A 23,455-nucleotide genomic window follows, 5' to 3' on the forward strand; every position below is an offset into this window, starting at 1 on the left:
ACCATCTATACTCGGACGTGGCCTGTTCACTCAGGCCACGTCCGAGTCCGTTCATCTGAGAGGGATTCCGTGGATATTCTCCTCGTCATCCTGCAGGTCGTGCTGGCCATCACCAGCGTCCTGCTGATCCTGTTCATTCTGTTGCACCGCGGACGAGGCGGCGGACTCTCCGACATGTTCGGTGGCGGCATGGGCTCCAATCTGGGCGCTTCCGGCGTCGCGGAGAAGAACCTGAACCGCATCACGGTGACCCTCGCGGTCATCTGGCTGCTCGCTATCGTCGCTATGGGCATCATCACCCGCATTCAAACGGTTGTGGTGAGCTAATGGCCCAGGGGGGATCTGCGATCAGGGGATCGCGTGTCGGTGCCGGTCCTATGGGGGAGACAGATCACGGGGTGCACGCTGCGCGCGTGTCGATCTCGTACTGGGACGCGCACGGCAACGAGACCGTCAGGCACTACTCCGCGGAGATCGCGGAGGACGACATCCCCGATCTCATCGACTGCCCGATCTCCGGCCTTCCTGCCGGACGTGACCGGGAGAATCCGCCGGCAGCCGTAAAGGTCGCGCCGTACAAGACGCACCTGGCGTACGTCAAGGAACGACGCACGGCCGAGGAAGCGGAACGCCTCCTCGAGGAAGCCCTGTCGAAGCTGCGCGAGCGTCGCGGCAAGACGACTTCGAAGTCCTGAGCACCGCAGCTTCACACGGCTGAGCAACGAACAACGGCCCCGTCCGAGAGTCTCCTCTCGACCGGGGCCGTTGTTCGTGCGCCGAACTGGCGCCTAGCCGAGTGCCTCTGCGGCTGCGGCATCAAGCAGCAGCAGCGTCTCGAGGCGACCGGTCGCGGCGCCGAGTGGTGATTCCTTCGCGATGACTCCCTCGGTGGCGGCGAGGCGAACGGCGTCTGCCTTCTCGGCACCGGTGACCACGGCCCAGACACGCGCGGATTCGCGGATGGCCGGGAGGGTGAGCGTCACCCGTTCGGGAGGCGGCTTCGGCGAGTCACGGATACTGTCGACAAGCGCCGAGGTCTCCTCGAGTCCCTCCGTTCCGGGGAAGAGCGACGCGGTGTGTCCGTCTCCGCCAGCACCGAGCAGCACGAGGTCGAGCGACGGGATGCCGCCGGGGACCCCGTCTGCCGGCGGGACGAGTGCACGCAGCTCGGCCTCGTAGGCTGCGGCGGCATCCTCGAGGGACTCTCCGCTGTCGCTCGCGAGCGTCGCGTGCAGGCGTGCCTGCTCGAATCCGGCCGCGCCCTTCAGTGCCTCGGCGACCGCGACGACGTTCCGCTCGTCGTGGCCCGTCGGAACGAATCGCTCGTCGGCGAACCAGACGTGCACGCGCGACCAGTCGAGGCCCGCGCGCTCCACCGCGGCGACGAAAGCGGGGAGCACTTTCGTCGCGACGGAGCCGCCGCTCACGGCGATGTGGAGCTCCGCCGTCGTGGAACCCAGCAGCCGCGCGAAGCGCTGCGCCGTGTGCTCGGCAACCGCCGAGACGGAGGGCTCGACGTGCCTGCTTCGAGCGGCCTGTGTCATGCCTGCACTCCCTCGTTCTCCGCCGACTCGTCCGTCGTGGAAGCGGTCTCTGCGACCGCGAGCTCCCGGGCTTCCGTCTCGGCGGCCTCGGCGAGCACCTCGCCGAAGACGCGGTCGGGGCCGAGCGAGCGGAGCTCCTCTGCAAGGACATCCGGGAGGTCCCTCACGGGCATCGGGATCTTCTGCTCCGGCTGACCCGGCTGCGTGAGCACGACGGCGGAGTCGCTGACCCGCTCGAACGTGACCACGCCGCTCGGGCGGGTGAGCTTGATCGCACGGAGCTGAGCTCGGCCGAGCTCTCGCTCAGTTGCCTGGGCGAGCCGGACCGGGACCTGCAGCGCCAGCTGCAGCCAGGCCGCCATCAGGAGGGTCGACGTGTGCGAGGGACGCCCGATGACCTCGACTTCCTGGATGGGCTCGTACGGGGGCTGGTCGAGCACCGCGGCGATCTGCGCGCGCCAGCTGGTGAGCCTGGTCCACGCGAGGTCGCTGTCGCCGTCGCAGAAGCCCTCTGCGAGCTTCGTGACGGTCTCACCGCCGTTGCTGGCGCTGCCGGAGTCGACGATGCGCAGCTGGGCGATGCGACCGAGCGACGAGGCGCTCGGGGCGCCGAGCGCGGAGTCGGGCCACCAGGCGACCACCGGGGCGTCCGGCAGAAGCAGTGCCTGCACCAGGGTCTCGGGATCGTCCGCCGCGGGTCCGGAGACGTGCAGCACGATGACCTCACTGGCCCCGGCGTCTCCGCCGACTCGGATCTCCGCGTCCATGTTCGAGGTCTTCGCGGTGCGGTCGACGACGTGGATGACGATGACGCGCATGGGGTGCTCGCCTGAGGCGGAGTTGGCTGCGGCGATCGCGGCCTCGCCTCGCCGCTCGCCGGTCGAGATGACGAGCGTGAGCACGCGCCCGAGCGCGACTGCTCCGCCTTCTTCTCGCATCGACACGAGCCGCTTCGAGACGGCTGAGGTCGTGGTGTTGCCGAGTTCGATGATCACGGGCGCCTCCAGGTGCGGCCATCGCGGGCGAGGAGGGCCGTGGCCGAGGCCGGACCCCAGCTGCCGGGTTTGTAGAGTTCGGGTTGTCCCTGCGTCGCCCAGTACTCCTCGACGGGGTCGAGGATCTTCCAGGAGAGCTCGACCTCCTCGTGGCGCGGGAAGAGGGGCGGATCGCCGAGCAGCACGTCGAGGATGAGTCGCTCGTAGGCTTCCGGGCTCGACTCGGTGAACGCGTGGCCGTACCCGAAGTCCATGGTCACATCGCGGACGTGCATGCCGGACCCTGGAATCTTCGAGCCGAAGCGGATGGTGACGCCTTCGTCCGGCTGCACGCGGATCACGAGGGCATTCGGCCCGAGCGACGTCCGCTGCGCCTCCTCGAACAGGTACAGCGGACCCTGCTTGAAGGTGACGGCGATCTCCGTCACGCGGCGGCCAAGGCGCTTGCCCGTCCGAAGGTAGAACGGCACCCCGGCCCAGCGGCGGGAGTCGAGTTCCACGCGAAGGGCGGCGTAGGTCTCCGTGGTCGACTGCGGGTTCATGCCGTCTTCCTCGAGGAAGCCACGCACGAACTCGCCACCCTGCCATCCGGAGCCGTACTGGCCTCGGGCGGAGGCGAGCGACAGGTCGCGGGGGAGCCGGACCGCTGCGAGCGCCTTCTCCTTCTCCTGGCGGAGGTCCTTGGCGTTGAAGGAGAGCGGCTCTTCCATCGCGGTGAGCGCGAGCAGCTGCAGGAGGTGGTTCTGGATGACGTCGCGTGCGGCGCCCACTCCGTCGTAGTATCCGGCGCGACCGGACACGCCGATGTCCTCCGCCATGGTGATCTGCACGTGATCGACCGTGTTGGCGTTCCAGAGCGGCTCGAACATCGAGTTCGCGAAGCGCAGCGCGAGGATGTTCTGCACCGTCTCCTTGCCGAGGTAGTGGTCGATGCGGAAGATGGCGTCGCTCGAGAAGACCGACTCGACGATGCTGTTCAGCTCGCGAGCCGACGCGAGATCATGCCCGAAGGGCTTCTCGATGATGACTCGGCGCCAGGAGTCCTCTCGCTCATCCGCGAGTCCCGAGCGTCGCAGCTGGGTCGTGACCTCGGGGAAGGATCGCGGCGGGATCGACAGGTAGAAGGCGTGGTTGCCTCGCGTGCCCTGGTCCTCGTCGAGCTCGTCGAGCACTGACTTCAGCGAGTCGAAGGACTCATCGTTGTCGAACTCACCCGAGACGAAGCGCATGCCCTTCGCGAGCTGCGTCCAGACCTCCTCGTTGAACGGGGTCCTCGCGTGCTGCTCGACGTTCTCCTTGACGAACGCACGGAACTCGTCGTCCGACCAGGGCCGGCGCGCGAAGCCGACGAGTCCGAACGAGGGGGAGAGGAGTCCGCGGTTGGCCAGGTCGTAGACCGCTGGCAGGAGCTTCTTGCGGGACAGGTCGCCCGTTACTCCGAAGATGACGAGGCTCGACGGTCCCGCGATGCGGCGGAGTCGCCCGTCGTCGATGGACCTGAGGGGGTTGTTGTCAGCGCTGATGTCGACTGGCGTCACAGCGTCGCCTCCTTTTTTGTGTAGGCACGAGTGTTCTGTTCTCCGGGGAGACCCGGAGACGGGGCGGGGACGCGAGGGGTCTCGCATCCCCGCCCCGATGATCGATCAGCGCGAGATGGCTCCGAGGAGCGCGTCGAGCCCGTGTCCGCCTTGCCCGAGGTCGATCCGCAGGACTGGCTGCGAGTGCGACTCGAGCACGGAGGCGTCGCCGGCAGCCTGCGCGGAGATGAGCGTCCCGAAGGTGAAGGGGCGCTCTGGGATCTCCAGGTCCTGCGGCTCAGCCGAGGTGATCTGGAGGAACGCCCCGACCTTCGGGCCGCCCTTGTGGAACTGGCCGGTGGAGTGCAGGAAGCGAGGGCCCCAGCCGAAGGTCACGGGGCGGCCTGAACGCTGCGCGAGCTCGTCGCGCAGCGCCTCGAGTGCCCCGAAGCGGTTCCGATCGACGTAGGCCTGAACCGACAGGTAGCCGTCCGACGGGATGAGCTCCACGAGGGCGTCGATGGCGCCGCTCAGCGTGCTCTGCCCCTCGACGACGGACTGGGTGCCGCGCACCTCGACGCCGTCGACCGCGAAGGCCGCCGGAGTCGGCTCCGGCGTCGCCTCGAGCAGACCGCGTGCTGCGACCTTGGCCGATTCGACATCGGGCTGGTCGTACGGGTTGATCCCGATGACGGCTCCCGCGACGGCGACTGCCGTCTCCCACAGGACGAACTGGCCGCCGAGGGTGCCGGAGACGGCGATGTCGTCGCCGCCAGCCGGGGTCGCCTCGGCGTCGCCGACGACCCGAACGAGCTGCAGGTCAGCGGGGCGCGCGGCGACTTCCGGCGCGCGGGAGGTGAGGACCACGGGGAGGATCCCGAGGTCGTCTTTCCCCGTCGACTCGGCGATGAGCTGCTCGACCCAGTCGCCGAAGCCGACGATGGACGTGCCGTCGTCGAGGACGCCGAGGAATCGCTTGGCGGCGATCGCCGCGCCGAGGACGAGCGCGGGGTTGCTCTCGTCGTCGACCGAGACGACGGTCGCCGCGACGCCTGCGTCGTCCAGGAGGCCGGCGATGTCGACGCCCGCGAGCCCGGAGGGGACCAGGCCGAACGCGGTGAGTGCCGAGAAGCGGCCACCGACGTGAGGGTCGGCCAGGAACACCCGGTAGCCGGCCTCACGTGAGGCGGCTTCCATGGGCGAGCCCGGGTCGGTCACGATCACGATGCGGCTGGCCGGGTCGATGCCCGCCGCCTCGAAGGCGTGGGCGAACGTCCGGCGCTGCGAGTCGGTCTCGACCGTCGAGCCGGACTTCGAGGAGACGATGATGGCCGTCTTCTCGAGGCCATCCTCGACGGCGGCCCGGACCTGAGCCGGGTCGGTCGAATCGAGGACCACGAGCTCGACGCCGGCGGTGCGCGTGATGACCTCCGGAGCGAGCGACGATCCGCCCATTCCGCAGAGCACGAACCGCGTCACGCCGGCGTCCGCGAACTCGGCCTTGAGAGCCAGGATGCCCTCAACGAGGTCTCGGGAGACCTCGTGCGCGCGAGTCCAGCCGAGTCGAATCGCGGATTCGGCCTCAGCAGCGGCTCCCCACAGGGTCGCGTCCTGCGCGAACAGGCGGGAGGCGAAGCGATCGCCGACGAGAGCGCCGACCTTCTCGGCGGCGGCAGCGGAGGCCGCGCCCGAGGTGCTGACCTTGATGCCCACGGCCCGGACCTACGCCTTCGCCGCTGCAGCCTGGAGCTGCGAGTCGACGGTGGCCTTGAGCTCCTGCCAGGAGACGATGAACTTGTCGACGCCCTCGGTCTCGAGCTGCTCGGTCACCTCGACGTAGCTCACGCCGATCGACTCGAGCGCGTCCAGCGTCGTGTTCGCGGCGTGCGCGGTGCCGGCGACGGTGTCACCGGTGATGACGCCGTGGTCGGCGACAGCCTCGAGGGTCTTCTCCGGCATGGTGTTGACGGTGTCGGCCGCGACGAGCTCCGTGACGTAGAGGGTGTCGGGCAGCGCGGGGTCCTTGACACCGGTGGAGGCCCAGAGCGGGCGCTGCTTGTGCGCACCTTCCTCGAGCAGGAGCTTCGCGCGCTCGCTCGAGAATTCCTCCTCGAAGGCCGCGTAGGCGAGGCGTGCGTTCGCGAGAGCCGCGAGGCTCTTGAGCGCGATCGCGTCGTCGGTGCCGATCGCGACGAGACGCTTGTCGATCTCCGCGTCGACACGCGACACGAAGAAGGAGGCGACGGACCGGATCGTCGACAGGTCGTGTCCACGCTCACGCGCCTGCTCGAGCCCGGAGAGGTACGCGTTGACGACCTCCCGGTACCGGCTCAGGCTGAAGATGAGGGTGACGTTGACGCTGATGCCCGAGGCGATGACCTCGGTGATCGCGGGCAGGCCCTCGACGGTGGCCGGGATCTTGATCATGGCGTTCTTGCGGTCGACCGTGGCCCAGAGTCGCTTGGCCTCGTCGATGGTCGCGTCGGTGTCGCGAGCGAGCTCGGGGGAGACCTCGATCGAGACGCGCCCGTCGAGTCCGTTGCTCGCCTCGTAGATCGGCAGGAAGAGGTCGCAGGCCGAGCGCACATCGTCGGTCGTGATGTCGAAGATCGCCTCGTCGACGCTGGCACCGCGGGCCTGGAGCTCGGCGACCTGCGCGTCGTATGCCTCGCCCTTGCTGAGCGCGCCGGCGAAGATCGTCGGGTTCGTGGTCACGCCGACGATGCCCCGCTCGGCGATGAGACGCTCGAGGGCGCCCGACTCGAGGCTGGAGCGGGAGAGGTCGTCGAGCCAGATGCTGACGCCGGCCTCGGCGAGTGCTGCTGTTGGTGTTGAAGTCATTGCTGGTGTTCCTTCGCGTTGCTGGTGAAGAAGTGCTGGGTACCTCTGCATGGGCGAACGGTGTGCCGCCCGTGGACGGCTAGCGCGCGAGCGACTCGAGCGCCGCGTCGACGACGGCGTCCGCCGTAATGCCGTAGGCCTTGTAGAGCTCGGGCTGGTCAGCGGATGCGCCGAACGTCTCGATGGAGACGCTGCGGCCCTTGGGGCCGACGAACTGGAGCCAGGGGAGTGCGAGGCCTGCTTCGATGCTCACGCGAGCCTCGACGGCCGACGGCAGCACGTGCTCCCGGTAGGCGTCGTCTTGCTCGGCGAACCACTCGAAGCTCGGGACGGACACGACTCGCGTCGGGTGTCCCTGAGCCTGCAGGGTCTCGCGGGCCTCGAGTGCGTACTGCACCTCGGAACCGGTGGCGAGCACGATGACCTCAGGCGCTCCGCCGGCAGCCTCCGCGAGCACGTAGGCGCCGCGCTTCGTGCCAGCAGCCGAGCCGAACTCCTGCTCGTTGGCGTCGCCGGAACCGCGTGCGATGACGGGGAGGTCCTGACGCGAGAGGATGAGGCCGGTCGGGCCGCCTCGACGGCTCACGACCTCGAGCCAGGCGGCAGCCGTCTCCGGGCCGTCGGCTGGGCGAACGACCGCGAGGTTCGGGATCGCGCGGAGCGCGGTCAGCGACTCCACAGGCTGGTGCGTCGGCCCGTCGCCGCCGAGGGCGATCGAGTCGTGCGTCCAGACGAAGATCGACGGGATGTTCATGAGCGCGGCGAGACGCACCGAAGGGCGCATGTAGTCGCTGAACATGAGGAAGGTGCCGCCGAAGGCGCGCGTCTTGCCGTGCAGGGTGATCCCGTTGAGGATCGCGCCCATGGCGTGCTCGCGGATGCCGAAGTGCAGCACGCGGCCGTACGGGTTGCCCGTCCAGCTGGACGTCGAGAACTTCTCGGGGATGAACGACGCGGCCTTGCTGATGGTCGTGTTGTTCGAGCCGGCGAGGTCGGCGGAGCCACCCCACAGCTCCGGCAGGTGTGCCGCAAGCGCGTTGATCGCCTCACCGGAGGCCTTGCGGGTCGAGACCTTGGCGACGCCCGCGAAGTCGGGGAGCGCATCCGCGATGCCCTCTGGCAGCTCATCGGCGTCGAGGCGCTCGAGGAGCTGCGCGCGCTCCGGGTTGGCGCTCTTCCAAGCGTCGAAGCTCTGCTGCCACTCCGCACGAACGGGCGCGACGCGGTCGGCGAGACCGCGGGTGTAGGCCAGCACGTCGTCGGCGACCTCGAAGCTCTGCTTCGGGTCGAACCCGACGAGGCTCTTGACGGCCTCGAGCTCGGTCTCACCGAGCGCGGAGCCGTGGATGCCGCCCGTGTTCTGCTTGGTCGGGCTCGGCCAGCCGATGATGGTCCGGAGCACGATGATCGAGGGGCGGCCCGTCTCGGCCTGCGCCGCGAGCGTCGCGTCGTGGAGAGCCGCGAGGTCCTCGTGGTACTGCTCTCCAGCGGTCCAGTCGACCGTCTGCACGTGCCAGCCGTAGGCCTCGTAGCGCTTCGCGACGTCCTCGGTGAAGGCGATGTCGGTGTCGTCCTCGATGGAGATCTGGTTCGCGTCGTAGAACACGATGAGGTTGCCGAGCTCCTGGTGTCCGGCAAGCGAGGATGCCTCGCTCGTGACACCTTCCTGGAGGTCGCCGTCGCTCGCGATGACGTAGACGCGGTGATCGAACGGGCTCTCCCCGACCGCGGTCTCTGGGTCGAACAGTCCGCGCTCGAAGCGCTGCGCGTAAGCGAACCCGACGGCGGATGCGAGTCCCTGGCCAAGTGGGCCGGTCGTCATCTCGACGTGGTCGGTGTGCCCGAACTCGGGGTGCCCAGGCGTCTTCGAGCCGAACTGGCGAAGCTGCTTGAGGTCATCGAGCTCGAGGCCGAAGCCGCCCAGGTACAGCTGGCAGTACTGCGTCAGCGAGGAATGCCCTGCGGACAGGATGAAGCGGTCTCGACCGATCCAGTGCGGGTCCTTCGGATCGACCCGCATCACGTGCTGGTAGAGCAGCGTCGCGAGGGGAGCAAGGCTCATCGCCGTGCCGGGGTGTCCACCCTTCGCCTTCTCAACTGCGTCTGCCGCCAAGATCCTTGCTGTGTCGACTGCACGTCGATCGAGCTCGGACCACTCAAAATTCGTCACACTGCGTCCCGTCGTCGTTGGGAAAGGGCCGCCTCACAGCTTATCGCCACGACGGGTCCGCGCGGGGGGAACGTCGTTCAGTTCTCGGTCATGTTTCTCCGTGCGACGAGCCTCACAGCGCTTTCAGCCGGGTGTGAGGCTGGCCGCACCCAGGAAACGGGACGGCTTCTGGGCAAGAGCAGATAGAATTGCCAGCAGATTTCGAGCGAAGAGGAATTGGTGGCTTTGTCTGTCGATGAACTAGTGGCCGTGGCACCCCCGGAGCGGAAGCCTTTCGGGCGCAAGGTACGGGCCTACGTGGCGCTGACGAAACCTCGAATCATCGAGCTGCTCCTCATCACGACGGTCCCGACGATGTTCCTCGCCCACGGTGGCGTCCCGAACCTGTGGCTCGTCCTCGGCGTGGTCCTCGGCGGAGCGATGTCCGCGGGCAGCGCGAGCGCCTTCAACTGCTACATCGACCGCGATATCGACCGCCTGATGAAGCGCACCGCCAAGCGTCCGCTCGTCACGGGCGAGCTCTCAGACCGAGAGGCTCTCGTCTTCTCGTTCGCCCTCGGCATCCTGTCGATCGTCGTGCTCTGGCTCGTCGCGAACCCGCTGACTGCAGCGCTCTCGCTCGGCGCGATCCTGCTCTACGTCGTCTTCTACACGATCGTGCTCAAGCGCCGCACGGAGCAGAACATCATCTGGGGTGGCGTGGCTGGCTGCATGCCCGTCCTCATCGGCTGGGCCGGCGTCACCAACTCGCTCAGCTGGGCGCCGTTCGTGCTCTTCGCGATCATCTTCCTGTGGACTCCGGCCCACTACTGGCCGCTCTCGGTGAAGTACCGAGACGACTACGCCAAGGCGAGCGTGCCGATGCTGTCCGTCACGGAGGGCGAGCTCTCGGTCTCGCTGCAGACCGTCCTCTACGCGTGGGCGACGGTCATCTGCTCGCTCCTGCTCGTGCCGGTCGCGGGGATGGGCTGGCTCTACACCTCGGTCGCGCTGCTGTCGGGCGGCTGGTTCCTCTACGAGGCTCACGTGCTCTACTACCGCACGATCACCGGCAAGGGCGGCAAGCCCATGAAGGTCTTCCACCTCTCGATCACGTACCTGACGCTCGTCTTCGTCGCGGTCGGCATCGACCCGCTGATCTCCTAGATCACGGTTGGCCGCGAGGTCAACACCCAGCCCGAGGTCAACACTCAGATCGCTCGCGACCGCGTGCGATCGCGCAGGAAGCGACCACGGCGAGCAGGCCGGGTTCTCGCGGTGGTCGCAACACCGTGGTGCATCAGATCGATTCCAGCAGGCGCCCGGCTTGGAGTCTCCCCACCGCCGGTGGGAACTGGTCGCCCTCGCTCCTCGTCCAACGAGCCTCGCCCTCGACCCACCCCTCTCGGGACACCCACGCATCCCGCCCTACCGCCCTACCGCCCTTCATCCGCTCGCCCAAAGCGGAGTTGTGGTCGTGAAGACTTGCTCAAAGCAACCACAACTCAGCTCTCGACCGACTGCTGGGGTGCGGGCGCGGGCCCGGGCCCGGGCCCGGGCCCGGGTGCGGGCGCAGGGTTGTGGCCAGGTGTTGTTGCCACTTGCCCCGACCGCGTTTCGCCACAACTCTGCGCGCTCCCGCCGGGTTTGGAGGCGCGCCCGCGGGGTGCACGGCGCGGCGCGGCGGGCAGCTTGCGGGCGGCGGGGACATGCAGCGGGGACATGCAGCGGCCCCGGCGAGCAGTGCTCGCCGGGGCCGCTGCATCAGCCGATCCCGATCAGACGCGCACTGGGCGTCCTTCGCGACGGATGGTGGCGACGGCGGTCGTGGCGACGGCGATGGTCGTGACCGAGAGCACCATATGGACGATGACGAGCGTGATGGGAAGTCCGGTGCGCGCCTGCCAGATGCCGACGGCCGCTTGCGCGACGATGAGGCACAGCAGGCCGATCGAGACTCGCCGCGTCGCCGCGAAGCCCCGAACCGAGGCGACCACGACGAAGATGAGCGAGCAGGCGAGCAGGATGTAGGCCGGCCAGGAGTGCACGTGCTGCATGATGACCGGATCGAGGCCGTTCCGCGAGGCGGCCGAGTCTCCGGCGTGGGGCCCAGAGCCAGTCGTGAGTGCGCCGACGAAGACCGTCACCCACACCCAAACGTTGACGACGACGCTGATCGTGAGCACGAGGCCGGCGCGGCTGACATCGAGCCGGGTCCCCACCTCGGGGACGGGCTCGCCGCTTCGCACGCGGAACAGCAGCACCGCTGCGATGGCGCAGATGAGGCCGGAGATGAGGAAGTGGAGGCCGACGATGTCGGGGTTGAGCCCCGTGAGCACCGTGATGCCGCCCACGATCGCCTGCAGGATGATGAGGAGACCGATCGAGAACGCGGGGACGGCGAGGCGCATGCCGCGGGGGCGCACGCGCAGCACGGCGAGGAACAGCAGCAGGGCGATGATGCAGAGGATGCCCGTCAGCAGGCGGTTGCCGAACTCGATGACGCCGTGGATGCCCATCTCGGGCGTGTTGATGAGCGACCCCTCCGTGCAGTACGGCCAGGTCGGGCAGCCGAGGCCGGAGCCGGTGAGTCGCACGAGTCCGCCCGTGCCGACGATGGCGATGTTCGCGACCAGGCTCGCCCACGCCAGGAAGCGCGTGTACCGGGTGATGCTGGTCGGCAGCAATCGCGCGCGGAGGTCATCCGCTCGTGAGGGACGGACGGGAGCGACTTGCGCGGTCACGAGTTCCTTTCAGACGCCTGGCATGTCTGGCGTAGGATAGAAGTTGTTGTCTTCGCTCGGGACGTGCGCCCGAATCGCGGCGCAGGGAACAATGGAGGCCCCTCGCGGGTTCCATTCTACGAGAGGTAGACGCACGCCGTCTGCCCGAGCGACCGCGGGCCCACCGGCCGAAGACCCCACACGCGAGACGATCGACGGCGACAGGCCCCAGAAGCAGCCGCGTGTGGAGAACGACTTCAGAGATGAGAGAGACGAGGCAGACATGTCAGATGTCCTGATCGATCGCCCAGAACTCGAGGGCCTCGGCCGCTATGAGTTCGGCTGGTCCGACTCCGATGTTGCGGGATCGTCCGCGAAGCGAGGCATCAGCGATGCCGTCGTCGCCGACATCTCGCAGCTGAAAGACGAACCCGAATGGATGCTGAAGACGCGTCTCAAGGGCTACAAGATGTTCGAGCGCAAGCCGATGCCGAACTGGGGAGCTGACCTCTCCGGCATCGACTTCGACAACATCAAGTACTTCGTGCGCTCGACGGAGAAGCAGGCGCAGACCTGGGAAGACCTCCCGGACGACATCAAGAACACGTACGAGAAGCTCGGCATCCCCGACGCAGAGCGCCAGCGCCTCGTCGCGGGCGTCGCCGCGCAGTATGAGTCCGAGGTCGTGTACCACCAGATCAACGAGGAGCTCGAGAAGCAGGGTGTCATCTTCATGGACACCGACACGGCGCTTCGCGAGCACCCGGAGTTCTTCGAGGAGTACTTCGGCACCGTCATCCCCTCTGGCGACAACAAGTTCGCCGCGCTCAACACCGCCGTGTGGTCGGGTGGCTCCTTCGTGTACGTCCCCAAGGGCGTCCACGTCGAGATCCCGCTGCAGGCCTACTTCCGCATCAACACGGAGAACATGGGCCAGTTCGAGCGGACGCTCATCATCGCCGACGAGGGCAGCTACGTGCACTACATCGAGGGCTGCACGGCTCCCATCTACAAGTCGGACTCGCTGCACTCCGCGGTCGTCGAGATCATCGTCAAGAAGAACGCGCGAGTCCGCTACACGACCATCCAGAACTGGTCGAACAACGTCTACAACCTCGTCACGAAGCGCGCAATCGCCGAAGAGGGCGCCACCATGGAGTGGGTCGACGGCAACATCGGGTCCAAGGTCACGATGAAGTACCCGTCGATCTACCTCGTCGGCGAGCACGCCAAGGGCGAGACCATGTCCGTCGCGTTCGCAGGCCCTGGCCAGCACCAGGATGCCGGCGCGAAGATGATCCACATGGCGCCGTACACGCAGTCGTCGATCACGTCGAAGTCCATCGCGAGGGGCGGCGGTCGAGCCGGTTACCGCGGCGAAGTGCGCATCGACGCGAAGGCGCACCATTCCTCGAACAGCGTCGTCTGCGACGCGCTGCTCGTCGACACGCAGTCGCGCTCCGACACGTACCCCGCGATCGACATCCGCGTCGACGACGTGCAGCTCGGCCACGAGGCCACGGTCACGAAGGTGTCCGAGGAGCAGCTGTTCTACCTCATGAGCCGCGGGCTCCCGGAGACCGAGGCGATGGCCATGATCGTGCGCGGCTTCATCGAGCCCATCGCGCGCGAGCTGCCGATGGAGTACGCGCTGGAACTCAACAAGCTCATCGAGATGAGCATGGAAGGATCGGTCGGCTAGATGACGACGCAGGTGACGAGCGAGCAGATCAACCCGCTCGGTCTCAACAAGCACAGCCACGGGCCTGGGTCCGAGGTGCCGGTGCAGACGAGGTCGGAGCGGTTCACCTCCTTCGACTTCGCCGACTTCGCGCCGCTGAGCGGTCGCGAGATCGAGTGGAAGTACACCCCCGTCGCGAAGCTCGATGGTCTCATCAACGGCGAGCTCACGGGCTCCCGTTCCGAGCTCGAGTTCTCGGAGACCGAGGGTGTCGCAGTCAGCTGGATCCCTCGCTCGGATGCGCGGATCGGATCCGCGGGCAAGCCGGAGGACCGTGCCTCGGCGAACGCCTGGTCGAACTTCGAGGAGGCGCTGCTCGTCGAGGTCTCCGGTGAAGACGACAAGCAGTTCGTCCTGGACCGCAAGGGCTTCGGCAGTGCTGCTGTCGCCGCCCACGTCGTGGTCGACATCAAGCCGCACGCCAGGGGCCTCATCATCCTGCGCCACACCGGCGCGGCGACGGTCGCGGAGAACGTGGAGATCCTCGTCGGCGACGGGGCGAACGTCACGATCGTCTCCATGCAGGAGTGGGAGGACTCGGCGCAGCACCTCTCGTCGCACTTCCTGTCTGTCGGGCGCGACGCCTTCATCAAGCACATCGTGGTCTCGCTCGGCGGCGGCATCGTCCGCCTCAACCCGACGCTGCAGCTCAACGCGCAGGGCGCTGACGGCGAACTGTACGGCCTCTACTACTCGGACGCGGGCCAGCACCTCGAGCACCAGGTGTTCGTCGACCACAACGCGCCGCACACGCGCAGCCGCGTCAACTACAAGGGCGCACTGCAGGGCGAAGGCGCGCGTGCCGTGTGGATCGGCGATGTCCTCATCCGCCGGAACGCACCGGGCACCGACTCTTACGAGCAGAACCGCAACCTCGTCCTCTCCGAGGGCACACGCGCCGACTCGGTCCCGAACCTCGAGATCGAGACGGGCGACATCGAGGGCGCCGGCCACGCTTCGGCTACCGGACGCTTCGACGACGAGCAGCTCTTCTACCTGATGAGCCGAGGCGTCTCCGAAGCCATGAGCCGCCGCCTCGTGGTCCACGGCTTCCTCAACGAGATCGTCCAGCAGATCGGCAACGAGGAGATCGCCACCCACCTGCGGGATGCGCTCGAACGCGAGCTCAACGAGGGCGCAAGCCCCCTGCTCGTCGCCGAGCGATGACCTCGGTGCGTCTCTGCGCGGCAGATGACGTGAAGGTCGAGTCGCCGCAGCGCTTCGAGATCGAGGGCCAGGCCATCTGTCTGGTCCGAGACTCGGCCGGTGAGCTCTTCGCTCTCGGCGACCGGTGCTCGCACGGAGACATCTCGCTCGCCGAGGGCTTCGTGGAGGACGACTCGATCGAGTGCTGGGCGCACGGCTCCCAGTTCTCGCTCAGGACCGGCTGGCCACGCACCCTCCCCGCCTACGAACCAGTGCCCGTGTACCGCATCCAGGTGCAAGCGGGCGACATCTACATCGACCCCACTCCAATCTTCGAGGAGAAGAGCTAGCACATGTCCACGCTGCAGATATCCGACCTCCACGTCACGGTCGAGACCGACCAGGGCACCAAGGAAATCCTCCGCGGTGTCGACCTGACGATCAACAAGGGCGAGATCCACGCCATCATGGGGCCGAACGGCTCTGGCAAGTCGACCCTCGCCTACACGATCGCGGGCCACCCCAAGTACGAGGTGACCAGCGGCTCGATCACGCTCGACGGCGAGGACGTCCTCGAGATGTCCGTCGACGAGCGCGCCAAGGCTGGCCTCTTCCTCGCGATGCAGTACCCGGTGGAGATCCCCGGCGTGACGGTCGCGAACTTCCTGCGTACCGCCAAGACAGCGGTCGCCGGCGAGGCTCCGCCCCTGCGCCCGTGGCTCAAGGAGGTCAAGGCCTCCATGGCGGCGCTCCGCATGGACCCCGTGTTCTCCGAGCGCAACGTCAACGAGGGCTTCTCCGGTGGAGAGAAGAAGCGCAACGAGATCCTCCAGCTCGAGCTCCTCAAGCCCAAGTTCGCCGTGCTCGACGAGACCGACTCTGGCCTCGACGTGGACGCGCTCCGCATCGTGTCGGAGGGTGTCAACCGCGTCAAGGAGAACACCGGCCTCGGTGTGCTGCTCATCACGCACTACACGCGCATCCTGCGCTACATCAAGCCTGACTTCGTGCACGTCTTCGTTGCGGGCAAGGTCGCAGACCAGGGTGGACCCGAGCTCGCCGATCGCCTGGAGAACGAGGGCTACGACCGCTACCTCGCCCAGCAGGTCGAGGCGTAGGATCTCGCCATGGCACTGACGACACTCGAAGCGACACGCTACGACGAGATCGAGGAAGCGCTCAAGGAGGTCGTTGACCCGGAGCTCGGCGTGAACATCGTCGACCTCGGGCTCATCTACGACCTCAACTGGGACGACGACTCCGACGCGCTCGTGATCTCGATGACGCTCACCTCGGCGGGCTGCCCGCTGACCGACGTCATCGAGTCCGAGACCGCCGAGGCACTCGAGGGTGCTGTCGAGCGCTTCGTCATCAACTGGGTCTGGATGCCGCCGTGGGGTCCTGAGAAGATCACGGACGACGGCCGCGACATGATGCGCGCGCTCGGGTTCAACATCTGAGCTCGGTCCCGCAGTGAAGAGCCCCGCCCCGGCGGGGCTCTTTCGCGCCTCGTCTAGACTGGGCAGGTTGTCGGCTATGGGGCCAGGCTCGGTTCACGCCGCGACCTGGCCCCGCACCGTTTCCCGACAGACCACACGACTCACCCCGAACGCCCGCACTTCACCGAATGGAATCACTTCTTGCTCGCCGTACATGACCTCGAAATCACCATGGGTGCCCGCACCCTCATGTCGGGAGTCGACTTTCGTGTTGCCGCTGGCGACAAGATCGGCCTCGTCGGCCGCAACGGCGCGGGCAAGACGACGCTGACGAAGATCCTTGCGGGCGACACGCTCCCGACGGCCGGTCGGATCGAGCGTCGCGGCGAGATCGGCTACCTGCCGCAGGACCCGCGGAGCGGCGACCCCACGCAGACTGCCCGCACCCGCATCCTGGACGCCCGCGGGCTCGGCGAGCTGCGTCTCGGCATCGACGAGGCGACCATGGCGATGGCCGAGGGCACCCCTGCTGAGCAGGAGTCCGCGATGAAGAAGTACTCGCGCCTCGATGACCGCTTCCTGGCGCTCGGCGGCTATGCCGCAGAAGCCGAGGCGGCGGCCATCGCCAGCAACCTCAAGCTGCCTGACCGGATCCTCGACCAGGAGCTGCAGACGCTCTCCGGAGGACAGCGCCGACGCATCGAGCTCGCCCGCATCCTCTTCTCGGGTGCCGAGACCATGCTGCTCGACGAGCCCACGAACCACCTCGACATCGACTCCGTCATCTGGCTGCGCGAGTTCCTCAAGGGGTACGCGGGCGGACTCATCGTCATCTCCCACGACGTGGAGCTCGTGGGGGACACCGTCAACCGGGTCTTCTACCTCGACGCGAACCGCCAGGTCATCGACGTCTACAACATGGGCTGGAAGCACTACCTCCGCCAGCGCGAGGCAGACCAGGAGCGCCGCAAGAAGGAGCGCGCGAACATCGAGAAGAAGGCCTCCGTCCTGCAGCAGCAGGCGGCGAAGTTCGGCGCCAAGGCGACGAAGGCCACAGCGGCGCATCAGATGGCCAGGCGCGCCGAGAAGATGCTCTCGGGTCTCGAGGAGGTCCGAGTCGCGGATCGCGTCGCGAAGCTGCGCTTCCCGACGCCCGCGGCGTGCGGAAAGACGCCGCTCCGCGCATCCAACCTCTCGAAGTCGTACGGCTCGCTCGAGATCTTCACCGCCGTCGACCTGGCTATCGACCGCGGGTCCCGTGTTGTCATCCTCGGCCTCAACGGTGCAGGCAAGACGACGCTGCTGCGGATGCTCGCCGGCGTCGACGAGCCCGACACCGGCGCGCTCGAGCCCGGGCACGGCCTCAAGATCGGCTACTACGCGCAGGAGCACGAGACCCTCGACGTCGCGCGCAGCGTGCTGCAGAACATGGTGAGCGTGTCCAGCCATCTCACCGAGACCGAGGCACGCAAGGTGCTCGGCTCGTTCCTGTTCTCCGGCGACGACGTGCACAAGCCAGCCGGTGTGCTCTCCGGCGGCGAGAAGACCCGCCTCGCGCTTGCGATGCTGGTCGTGTCGAGCGCCAACGTGCTGCTGCTCGACGAGCCCACGAACAACCTCGACCCGCTCAGCCGCGAGCAGATCCTCGACGCGCTCGCGCACTACGAAGGCTCTGTCGTGCTGGTCAGTCACGACGAGGGGGCCGTCGAGGCGCTCAACCCCGAGCGCGTGCTCATCATGCCGGACGGCGTGGAGGACCACTGGACGCCCGATTACTTCGACCTCATCACGATGAACTAGGCAGGCGTCCCAGCAGCAGGGTCGCTCGCTGCAAGGAAGAGCGCATGCTCCCAGCCGGGGGCATGCGCTCTTCGTGTTTGCGGATCCTTCGGCGATCAGCCGCCGGCGCGATCGAGGATCTCGTCCTCGATCTCGGCGTCGGTCTTGCGGCGTCGTCCAGCGCGCTCTCGCTCGCGCGAGATGGCCTCGCGCACCTTCGGGTCGTCCGGGTTGCGGTCGCGGTACTCGGCCCGCAGGCCGAAGATGAGGCCGAGGAGCGCGATGATGGCGAAGATGATCCACTGGAACGCGTACGAGAGGTGGTTGCCCTCGCTCAGCGCGGGCTTCGTCGTGAGCGCGCCCGTCTCAGCGTTGGGCCGCTCCGCCGAGAGGAGTCCGTACGCGCCCGTGTAGACGCGGTCGGTGCCGAGCTCGTCGGCGAATTGCGGCAGGTGGATGGTCGCGATCTGTCCCGCGGGCGCCGTTCGTCCGGGGATCTCGGGTTCGCCGGGCTTGAGGCGAGCGACGATCGTCGCCTCGCCTTCGGGGGCAGCCGGGATGTGGTCGGGGGAGTCCTGCGCGTCACCCGTCGGAATCCAGCCGCGGTTGACGATGAACACCCGCCCGTCGTCGGTCTCGAATGGCGTGAGGATCTCGAATCCCGGCAACCCGTTGTGGGGCCGCGACCTCGCGAGCAGCTGCTCGTCGGTGAGGTACCGGCCCTGCAGGAGCACGGGAGTCCACTCCTGGTCGATCGAGAAGTCGTCGAGCGCCGGGATCTCGCTCTCGAGGGGAACCGGCTCCCGGTCGAAGTTGCCGGTGATCCGCGCGTTCTCAGAGACCCGCTCGTCGCGCCGCTCGAACTGCCAGTGGCTCAGGAAGCCGCACGCGATCGCGAAGACGATCAGCAGGCCGAGGTAGCCGAGCCAGCGCTTCGAGAAGGCGAAGCGCCAGCGACGCTCGCCGCTCACGCGCGCCCGTCCACATCGTCGTCGAGCTGCCGGGCCGAGATGGCCGTGGCTGTCACCGGGAAGTCACGCTGGCGGAGGAAGTCTGCGAGGTAGCCGGCGTGCTCGTCGCAGGCGAGCCAGATCTTGCGACGCGCCTCGTCGTGGATGCGCGGATTCCGCCACACGATCCGGGTCGTCGCGTCGGAGCTGCACCCGGCCCGCGAGCATCGTGGCTCGGCTTCGGCGGCATCGAGCCCGCCGTTCTGGAGCGCGCCGAGCAGGTCGAATCCCTCACGCATCCGGCTTGCCTCGTCGCTGCAGGAAGCTCGGCCGTTCCACCTTCCGCGTGCGCCGCTGCGTGGCAGCGTTCGCGATGACGACAGCGAAGTAGGGGAGGAAGATCGCTCCGGCCGCGAAGACGAACATCCACGGTCCGCGCACCCAGATGAGCGCGACGAAGCAGGCCACCCTGATGAGCATCATGATGGTGTACTTCCTCATGCGGGCAGCGCGCTCGTCGTACTCGCTGTCCCCCATGGAGGTGACGTTCGTGGTGTGTGATCGCACGGTGGCAAGTGCTCCTCTCGGCGATCTGCTCAGCTTACTCCTCGCCCCTAGACTGGAGCGAACCGTCTCAAGGGAGCAGCATGACCCAAAGAACCGTCCTCGTCACGGGAGGAAACCGCGGCATCGGCTACGCCATCGCCGCACACTTCGTCAGCCTGGGCCACCGCGTCGCGGTGACCTCGCGCTCGGGGGAGGGCGGCCCTGAGGGCGCTCTCACCGTTCGGGCGGACGTCACCGACGCTGCGAGCGTCGACGCGGCCTTCACAGCCGTGGAGGAGCAGCTCGGGGCCGTCGAGGTGCTCATCGCGAACGCCGGCATCACGAAGGACAACCTCCTGCTCCGCATGTCGGAGGACGACTTCCAGCAGGTCATCGACACGAACCTGACCGGCGTCTTCCGCGTCCTCAAGCGCTCCTCGAAGGGGATGCTCAAGGCTCGCTTCGGCCGGGTCGTCTTCATCTCGAGCGTCGTCGGGCTCTTCGGCTCGCCCGGCCAGATCAACTACTCGTCCGCGAAGGCCGGCCTTGTCGGCATGGCCCGCTCCCTCACCCGCGAGCTCGGCTCGCGGGGCATCACCGCGAACGTCATCGCCCCGGGGTTCATCGAGACCGAGATGACGGCGGTGCTTCCCGAGGAAACCAAGAAGGAATACCTGTCTCAGATCCCGGCTGCCCGCTACGGAAGCGTCGACGAGATCGCCAAGACCGCCGCCTGGCTCGCCAGCGATGACGCCGGGTACATCTCAGGCGCCGTCATCCCGGTCGATGGCGGCCTCGGCATGGGGCACTAGCAGCACGTCGTCGGCCCGACGCCGAGAGACCATCGAGCAAAGCGGGCCGAGCGGATCTGAATCCGCTCGGCCCGCTTTGCTCGTGGGTGTCTCTGCACTCGGTAGTCGCCCTGTTCGGTCGTCAGCCCTCGAGGCCAAGGGCTGCGAGCACCTGCCGCATGTCGCGATCGGGGAGGCTGACGTGCGCCTGTTCCCGGACAACCGGCTTCGCGTCGAACGCGATCGAGAGACCAGCAGCCGACATCATGCCGAGATCGTTGGCACCGTCGCCGATCGCGACCGTGCGGGACGGGTCGATGCCGAGCTCGTGAGCCCACTCGAGCAGCGTCTCGCGCTTCGCCTCGCTCCCGATGATGGGCCCGGACACCTTGCCCGTGAGCTTGCCGTCGACGACCTCGAAGCGGTTCGCGCGCCAGCGGTCGAGGCCGAGCCGCTCTGCGAGCTCGTCGAGGATCTCGTGGAAGCCTCCCGACACGGCCGCGATGGAGCCGCCGGCCGCGTGCACGCCGTCGATGAGCTCTGGGACGCCGTCCGTGACGACGACCCGATCCACCACCGACGCGACATCCGCCGAGGAGACACCCTCGAGGAGCGCAACGCGGTGGCGCAGGCTCTCCTCGAAGTTCAGCTCACCCGCCATGGCTCGCCCGGTGACCTCGGCAACCTCATCGGTCACCCCGGCGTAGTCGGCGATCAGCTCGATGACCTCGTCTTCGATGAGGGTCGAGTCGACGTCGAGGACGACCAGGAAGGGGGACCGGGGGGACGTGCCCGAGGTCACGGCTCGACGATCCCGAACTTCTCCACGACCGTGAGGCCAGAGTCGGTGACCGTGAAGCCGCGTCGGAGGTCGTGCTCACGGTCGACGCCGACTGAGGCGCCTTCCTTGACGATGACGTTCTTGTCCAGGATCGCGCGACGCACGACAGCACCAGCCTGCACGTTGACTCGGTCGAAGAGGATGGAGTCGACGACTGCGGCTCCGGACTCGACGTTGTCCCACGGACCGAGCACGCTCCGCTCGATGTGCGCACCGGAGATCACCGAGCCGAGCGAGATGATCGAGTCGATCATCGTGCCCGTGGACCCGCGGCTGTCCCGCACGAACTTGGCCGGGGGAGAGTTCAGCTGCTGCGCGAAGATCGGCCACTTCTCGTTGTAGAGGTTGAAGATCGGCAGCGTGGAGATGAGGTCCATGTGAGCGTCGTAGAACGAGTCGATCGTTCCCACGTCGCGCCAGTAGTCGCGATCGCGTTCCGTCGACCCTGGGACGATGTTGTCCTTGAGGTCGTAGACCCCGCAGTCGCCCTGATCGACGAAGCTCGGGATGATGTCTCCACCCATGTCGTGCTTGGAGTCCTCGAGCGTCGAGTCGCGGATGACGGCTTCGACCAGCTTGTCGGCCGTGAAGACGTAGTTTCCCATCGAGGCGAGGATCTCGCCCGGGCTGTCCGGCAGCCCCTGAGCGTCTTCCGGCTTCTCGAGGAACTCGCGGATCAGCGTTCGGTCGTCCGGGTCGACGTCGATGACGCCGAACTGGTCCGAGAGCGAGATCGGCTGGCGGATCGCGGCGACCGTCGCGCTGCGCCCGGAGGCGATGTGCGCCTCGATCATCTGGGAGAAGTCCATGCGGTAGACGTGGTCCGCGCCGACGACGACCACGATGTCCGGGGACTCGTCGTTGATGAGGTTCAGGCTCTGCCGGATGGCATCTGCCGAGCCAGAGAACCACCGCTTGCCGAGTCGCTGCTGCGCTGGCACGGAGGCGACGTAGGAGTTGAGCATCGCGGGGAGACGCCACGTGTGCGACACGTGACGGTCGAGAGAGTGGGACTTGTACTGCGTCAGGACGACGATCTTGTGGAGCCCGGAATTCACCAGGTTCGAAAGCGCGAAGTCGATGAGTCGATACTGGCCTGCGAAGGGCACAGCGGGCTTTGCCCGGTCTGCGGTGAGCGGCATGAGCCGCTTCCCCTCACCACCAGCGAGAACGATGCCGAACACCTTTGCCTGTGACATGACTCGAGCTTAGGGGTTCCCAGCCCCGCTGTACTACCGTGGAGACCGTGAGAGTTGATCTGGTAACACGCGAGTATCCACCGGCCGTCTACGGCGGGGCCGGAGTCCACGTCACCGAGCTCGTCAAGGCGATGAGACGCGACATCGACGTCAACGTCCGCTGCTTCGGAGAGGCGCGCGACGAGCAGCAGACCTATGCGTACAACACGCCCCCTGCCCTCCGATCCGCGAACCCGGCTCTCGGCTTCCTCGGCACCGACCTCGAGATCGCGAACGACATCGCGGGTGCCGACCTCGTGCACTCGCACACCTGGTACGCGAACGCAGCGGGCCACGTCGCGAAGCTGCTGCACGACATCCCGCACGTCATCACTGCGCACAGCCTCGAGCCGCTCCGCCCCTGGAAGGCGGAGCAGCTCGGAGGCGGCTACTGCCTCTCCAGCTGGATCGAGCAGGTCTCCTACGAGCACGCCGACCGCATCATCGCCGTGAGCCACGGGATGCGCGCCGACATCCTCCGCGCCTACCCGAACCTCGACCCGGAGAAGGTCGAGGTCGTCTACAACGGCATCGACCTCGAGACCTGGCAGCGCGTCGAGGACCCTGAGGCTGCACGGGCCCTCGGCATCGACCCCGACCGCCCCGCTGTCGTCTTCGTCGGCCGCATCACTCGGCAGAAGGGTCTCCCGTACTTCCTGCGCGCCGTGCGCGAGCTGCCACCTGAGGTGCAGGTCATCCTGTGCGCCGGCGCCCCGGATACCCCCGAGATCGAGGCAGAGGTCGCAGGTCTCGTCGAGCAGCTGCAGACCGAGCGCGATGGCGTCCTCTGGCTCGCGCGCCACCTCAGCAAGCGCGAGATCATGACCGCGCTCTCGGCATCGACGGTCTTCGCCTGCCCCTCGATCTACGAGCCGCTCGGCATCGTGAACCTCGAGGCCATGGCCTGCGGCACAGCCGTGGTCGGCACGGCGACCGGCGGCATCCCCGAGGTCGTCGACGACGGGGTGACCGGACGCCTCGTGCCGATCGAGCAGGCAACGGACGGCACGGGAACCCCGCTCGACCCAGACAAGTTCGTCGCCGACCTCGCACGAGTGCTCACCGAGGTCGTCAGCGACCCCGAGACGGCCGCTCGCTACGGCAAGGCGGGGCGCGAGCGCGCCGAGCGCGAGTTCACCTGGCGCCGCATCAGCGACGAGACGATCTCCATCTACGAGCAGCTCGTTGGCTGACGCGGTGCGCCGCCGAAGCCAG

General features: G+C 67.5%; 23 protein-coding genes. 11 read left to right on the plus strand and 12 right to left on the minus strand.

The genetic code is table 11. The annotated features are described in order from the left end of the window. The first annotated feature begins 69 nt into the window (after window positions 1-69). Complete coding sequence (gene secG / locus C5E05_RS03070) at window positions 70-327, plus strand: preprotein translocase subunit SecG (RefSeq protein ID WP_104241218.1); 258 nt, start codon at window positions 70-72, stop codon at window positions 325-327. Next, a complete protein-coding gene (locus C5E05_RS03075; protein WP_104241217.1) occupies window positions 327-695 on the plus strand; it encodes an RNA polymerase-binding protein RbpA in 369 nt (122 codons plus the stop codon). The genes secG and C5E05_RS03075 overlap by 1 nt, the downstream gene beginning before the upstream one ends. A gap of 93 nt (window positions 696-788) precedes the next feature. Here the strand turns inward: C5E05_RS03075 and pgl are convergent, their stop codons facing one another. The 6 genes from pgl to tkt all read right to left on the minus strand — a co-directional run bounded on the left by pgl (window position 789) and on the right by tkt (window position 9,067). Beyond that, window positions 789-1,544 carry a 6-phosphogluconolactonase gene (gene pgl / locus C5E05_RS03080; RefSeq protein ID WP_104341073.1) on the minus strand — a complete coding sequence of 252 codons (756 nt, stop codon included), beginning with the start codon at window positions 1,542-1,544 and terminating at the stop codon, window positions 789-791. Then, entirely contained in the window at window positions 1,541-2,539 is a 999-nt protein-coding gene (locus tag C5E05_RS03085; RefSeq protein ID WP_104241215.1) for a glucose-6-phosphate dehydrogenase assembly protein OpcA, read from the minus strand. Before C5E05_RS03085 ends, pgl begins: the two co-directional genes overlap by 4 nt. Next, the gene (gene zwf, locus C5E05_RS03090) at window positions 2,536-4,077 is read right to left on the minus strand and encodes a glucose-6-phosphate dehydrogenase (protein ID WP_236558410.1); all 1,542 of its coding nucleotides are present in this window, start codon (window positions 4,075-4,077) and stop codon (window positions 2,536-2,538) included. The genes C5E05_RS03085 and zwf overlap by 4 nt, the downstream gene beginning before the upstream one ends. A 105-nt stretch (window positions 4,078-4,182) precedes the next feature. Next, window positions 4,183-5,769: a glucose-6-phosphate isomerase gene (locus C5E05_RS03095; RefSeq protein WP_104341074.1), complete on the minus strand. Its 1,587-nt coding sequence runs from the start codon at window positions 5,767-5,769 to the stop codon at window positions 4,183-4,185. A 9-nt stretch (window positions 5,770-5,778) separates the two neighbouring features. Then, window positions 5,779-6,897 carry a transaldolase gene (gene tal, locus C5E05_RS03100; RefSeq protein ID WP_104299029.1) on the minus strand — a complete coding sequence of 373 codons (1,119 nt, stop codon included), beginning with the start codon at window positions 6,895-6,897 and terminating at the stop codon, window positions 5,779-5,781. Between the two features lie 79 nt (window positions 6,898-6,976). Further along, entirely contained in the window at window positions 6,977-9,067 is a 2,091-nt protein-coding gene (gene tkt, locus C5E05_RS03105; RefSeq protein WP_104341075.1) for a transketolase, read from the minus strand. 243 nt (window positions 9,068-9,310) lie between these two features. Between tkt and C5E05_RS03110 the strand changes: the two genes are divergently transcribed. After that, entirely contained in the window at window positions 9,311-10,213 is a 903-nt protein-coding gene (locus C5E05_RS03110; RefSeq protein ID WP_236558549.1) for a heme o synthase, read from the plus strand. A 611-nt stretch (window positions 10,214-10,824) separates the two neighbouring features. Here C5E05_RS03110 and C5E05_RS03115 read toward each other — a convergent pair. Then, window positions 10,825-11,790, minus strand: a complete 966-nt coding sequence (locus C5E05_RS03115) for a heme A synthase (RefSeq protein ID WP_104341076.1) — start codon at window positions 11,788-11,790, stop codon at window positions 10,825-10,827. A gap of 262 nt (window positions 11,791-12,052) precedes the next feature. On the opposite strand from C5E05_RS03115, the gene sufB reads away from it, so the two are divergent. The 6 genes from sufB to C5E05_RS03145 all read left to right on the plus strand — a co-directional run bounded on the left by sufB (window position 12,053) and on the right by C5E05_RS03145 (window position 17,895). Beyond that, window positions 12,053-13,471, plus strand: coding sequence for a Fe-S cluster assembly protein SufB (gene sufB, locus C5E05_RS03120; protein WP_104242038.1), 1,419 nt, complete (start codon window positions 12,053-12,055; stop codon window positions 13,469-13,471). After that, the gene (sufD, locus tag C5E05_RS03125) at window positions 13,472-14,677 is read left to right on the plus strand and encodes a Fe-S cluster assembly protein SufD (protein WP_104341077.1); all 1,206 of its coding nucleotides are present in this window, start codon (window positions 13,472-13,474) and stop codon (window positions 14,675-14,677) included. Continuing rightward, window positions 14,674-15,006 carry a non-heme iron oxygenase ferredoxin subunit gene (locus C5E05_RS03130; RefSeq protein WP_104241207.1) on the plus strand — a complete coding sequence of 111 codons (333 nt, stop codon included), beginning with the start codon at window positions 14,674-14,676 and terminating at the stop codon, window positions 15,004-15,006. Before sufD ends, C5E05_RS03130 begins: the two co-directional genes overlap by 4 nt. 3 nt (window positions 15,007-15,009) lie before the next feature. Then, window positions 15,010-15,774: a Fe-S cluster assembly ATPase SufC gene (sufC, locus tag C5E05_RS03135; RefSeq protein WP_068481926.1), complete on the plus strand. Its 765-nt coding sequence runs from the start codon at window positions 15,010-15,012 to the stop codon at window positions 15,772-15,774. 9 nt (window positions 15,775-15,783) lie between these two features. Continuing rightward, complete coding sequence (locus tag C5E05_RS03140) at window positions 15,784-16,116, plus strand: metal-sulfur cluster assembly factor (RefSeq protein WP_104241206.1); 333 nt, start codon at window positions 15,784-15,786, stop codon at window positions 16,114-16,116. Between the two features lie 180 nt (window positions 16,117-16,296). Then, a complete protein-coding gene (locus C5E05_RS03145) occupies window positions 16,297-17,895 on the plus strand; it encodes an ABC-F family ATP-binding cassette domain-containing protein (RefSeq protein ID WP_104241205.1) in 1,599 nt (532 codons plus the stop codon). Window positions 17,896-17,990: 95 nt separating this feature from the next. On the opposite strand, the gene C5E05_RS03150 is transcribed toward C5E05_RS03145, so the two are convergent. The 3 genes from C5E05_RS03150 to C5E05_RS03160 are packed head-to-tail and all read right to left on the minus strand — an operon-like array spanning window position 17,991 to window position 19,391. Next, window positions 17,991-18,845: an SURF1 family protein gene (locus C5E05_RS03150; RefSeq protein WP_104341078.1), complete on the minus strand. Its 855-nt coding sequence runs from the start codon at window positions 18,843-18,845 to the stop codon at window positions 17,991-17,993. Further along, on the minus strand, window positions 18,842-19,123 hold the full coding sequence (locus C5E05_RS03155) for an acetone carboxylase (protein ID WP_258064744.1): 282 nt from the start codon (window positions 19,121-19,123) through the stop codon (window positions 18,842-18,844). The genes C5E05_RS03150 and C5E05_RS03155 overlap by 4 nt, the downstream gene beginning before the upstream one ends. Continuing rightward, window positions 19,116-19,391, minus strand: coding sequence for a DUF3099 domain-containing protein (locus C5E05_RS03160; RefSeq protein WP_146080201.1), 276 nt, complete (start codon window positions 19,389-19,391; stop codon window positions 19,116-19,118). The genes C5E05_RS03155 and C5E05_RS03160 overlap by 8 nt, the downstream gene beginning before the upstream one ends. 80 nt (window positions 19,392-19,471) lie before the next feature. Here C5E05_RS03160 and fabG point away from each other — a divergent pair, with 80 nt between their 5' ends. Beyond that, window positions 19,472-20,182, plus strand: a complete 711-nt coding sequence (gene fabG, locus C5E05_RS03165) for a 3-oxoacyl-ACP reductase FabG (RefSeq protein ID WP_104241202.1) — start codon at window positions 19,472-19,474, stop codon at window positions 20,180-20,182. A gap of 121 nt (window positions 20,183-20,303) precedes the next feature. Here fabG and serB read toward each other — a convergent pair whose 3' ends face one another. Together serB and C5E05_RS03175 are read right to left on the minus strand one after the other, a co-directional pair. Further along, a complete protein-coding gene (gene serB / locus C5E05_RS03170; RefSeq protein WP_104341079.1) occupies window positions 20,304-20,963 on the minus strand; it encodes a phosphoserine phosphatase SerB in 660 nt (219 codons plus the stop codon). Then, on the minus strand, window positions 20,960-22,201 hold the full coding sequence (locus C5E05_RS03175; RefSeq protein ID WP_104241200.1) for a glucose-1-phosphate adenylyltransferase: 1,242 nt from the start codon (window positions 22,199-22,201) through the stop codon (window positions 20,960-20,962). The genes serB and C5E05_RS03175 overlap by 4 nt, the downstream gene beginning before the upstream one ends. A gap of 47 nt (window positions 22,202-22,248) precedes the next feature. Between C5E05_RS03175 and glgA the strand changes: the two genes are divergently transcribed. Then, on the plus strand, window positions 22,249-23,433 hold the full coding sequence (gene glgA / locus C5E05_RS03180; protein WP_104341201.1) for a glycogen synthase: 1,185 nt from the start codon (window positions 22,249-22,251) through the stop codon (window positions 23,431-23,433). Window positions 23,434-23,455 lie beyond the last annotated feature (22 nt).

The sequence above is a fragment of the Pseudoclavibacter sp. AY1H1 genome (genome assembly GCF_002931055.1).
Classification (GTDB): Bacteria; Actinomycetota; Actinomycetes; order Actinomycetales; family Microbacteriaceae; genus Pseudoclavibacter.

Bases quoted from the DNA above. Each gene is read 5' to 3' on its own strand.
- C5E05_RS03155 (WP_258064744.1), bottom strand. From the start codon at position 19,123: ATGCGTGAGGGATTCGACCTGCTCGGCGCGCTCCAGAACGGCGGGCTC.
- sufB (WP_104242038.1), top strand. From the start codon at position 12,053: ATGTCAGATGTCCTGATCGATCGCCCAGAACTCGAGGGCCTCGGCCGC.
- C5E05_RS03140 (WP_104241206.1), top strand. From the start codon at position 15,784: ATGGCACTGACGACACTCGAAGCGACACGCTACGACGAGATCGAGGAA.
- sufD (WP_104341077.1), top strand. From the start codon at position 13,472: ATGACGACGCAGGTGACGAGCGAGCAGATCAACCCGCTCGGTCTCAAC.
- tal (WP_104299029.1), bottom strand. From the start codon at position 6,897: ATGACTTCAACACCAACAGCAGCACTCGCCGAGGCCGGCGTCAGCATC.
- C5E05_RS03075 (WP_104241217.1), top strand. From the start codon at position 327: ATGGCCCAGGGGGGATCTGCGATCAGGGGATCGCGTGTCGGTGCCGGT.
- C5E05_RS03130 (WP_104241207.1), top strand. From the start codon at position 14,674: ATGACCTCGGTGCGTCTCTGCGCGGCAGATGACGTGAAGGTCGAGTCG.
- pgl (WP_104341073.1), bottom strand. From the start codon at position 1,544: ATGACACAGGCCGCTCGAAGCAGGCACGTCGAGCCCTCCGTCTCGGCG.
- C5E05_RS03175 (WP_104241200.1), bottom strand. From the start codon at position 22,201: ATGTCACAGGCAAAGGTGTTCGGCATCGTTCTCGCTGGTGGTGAGGGG.
- sufC (WP_068481926.1), top strand. From the start codon at position 15,010: ATGTCCACGCTGCAGATATCCGACCTCCACGTCACGGTCGAGACCGAC.
- fabG (WP_104241202.1), top strand. From the start codon at position 19,472: ATGACCCAAAGAACCGTCCTCGTCACGGGAGGAAACCGCGGCATCGGC.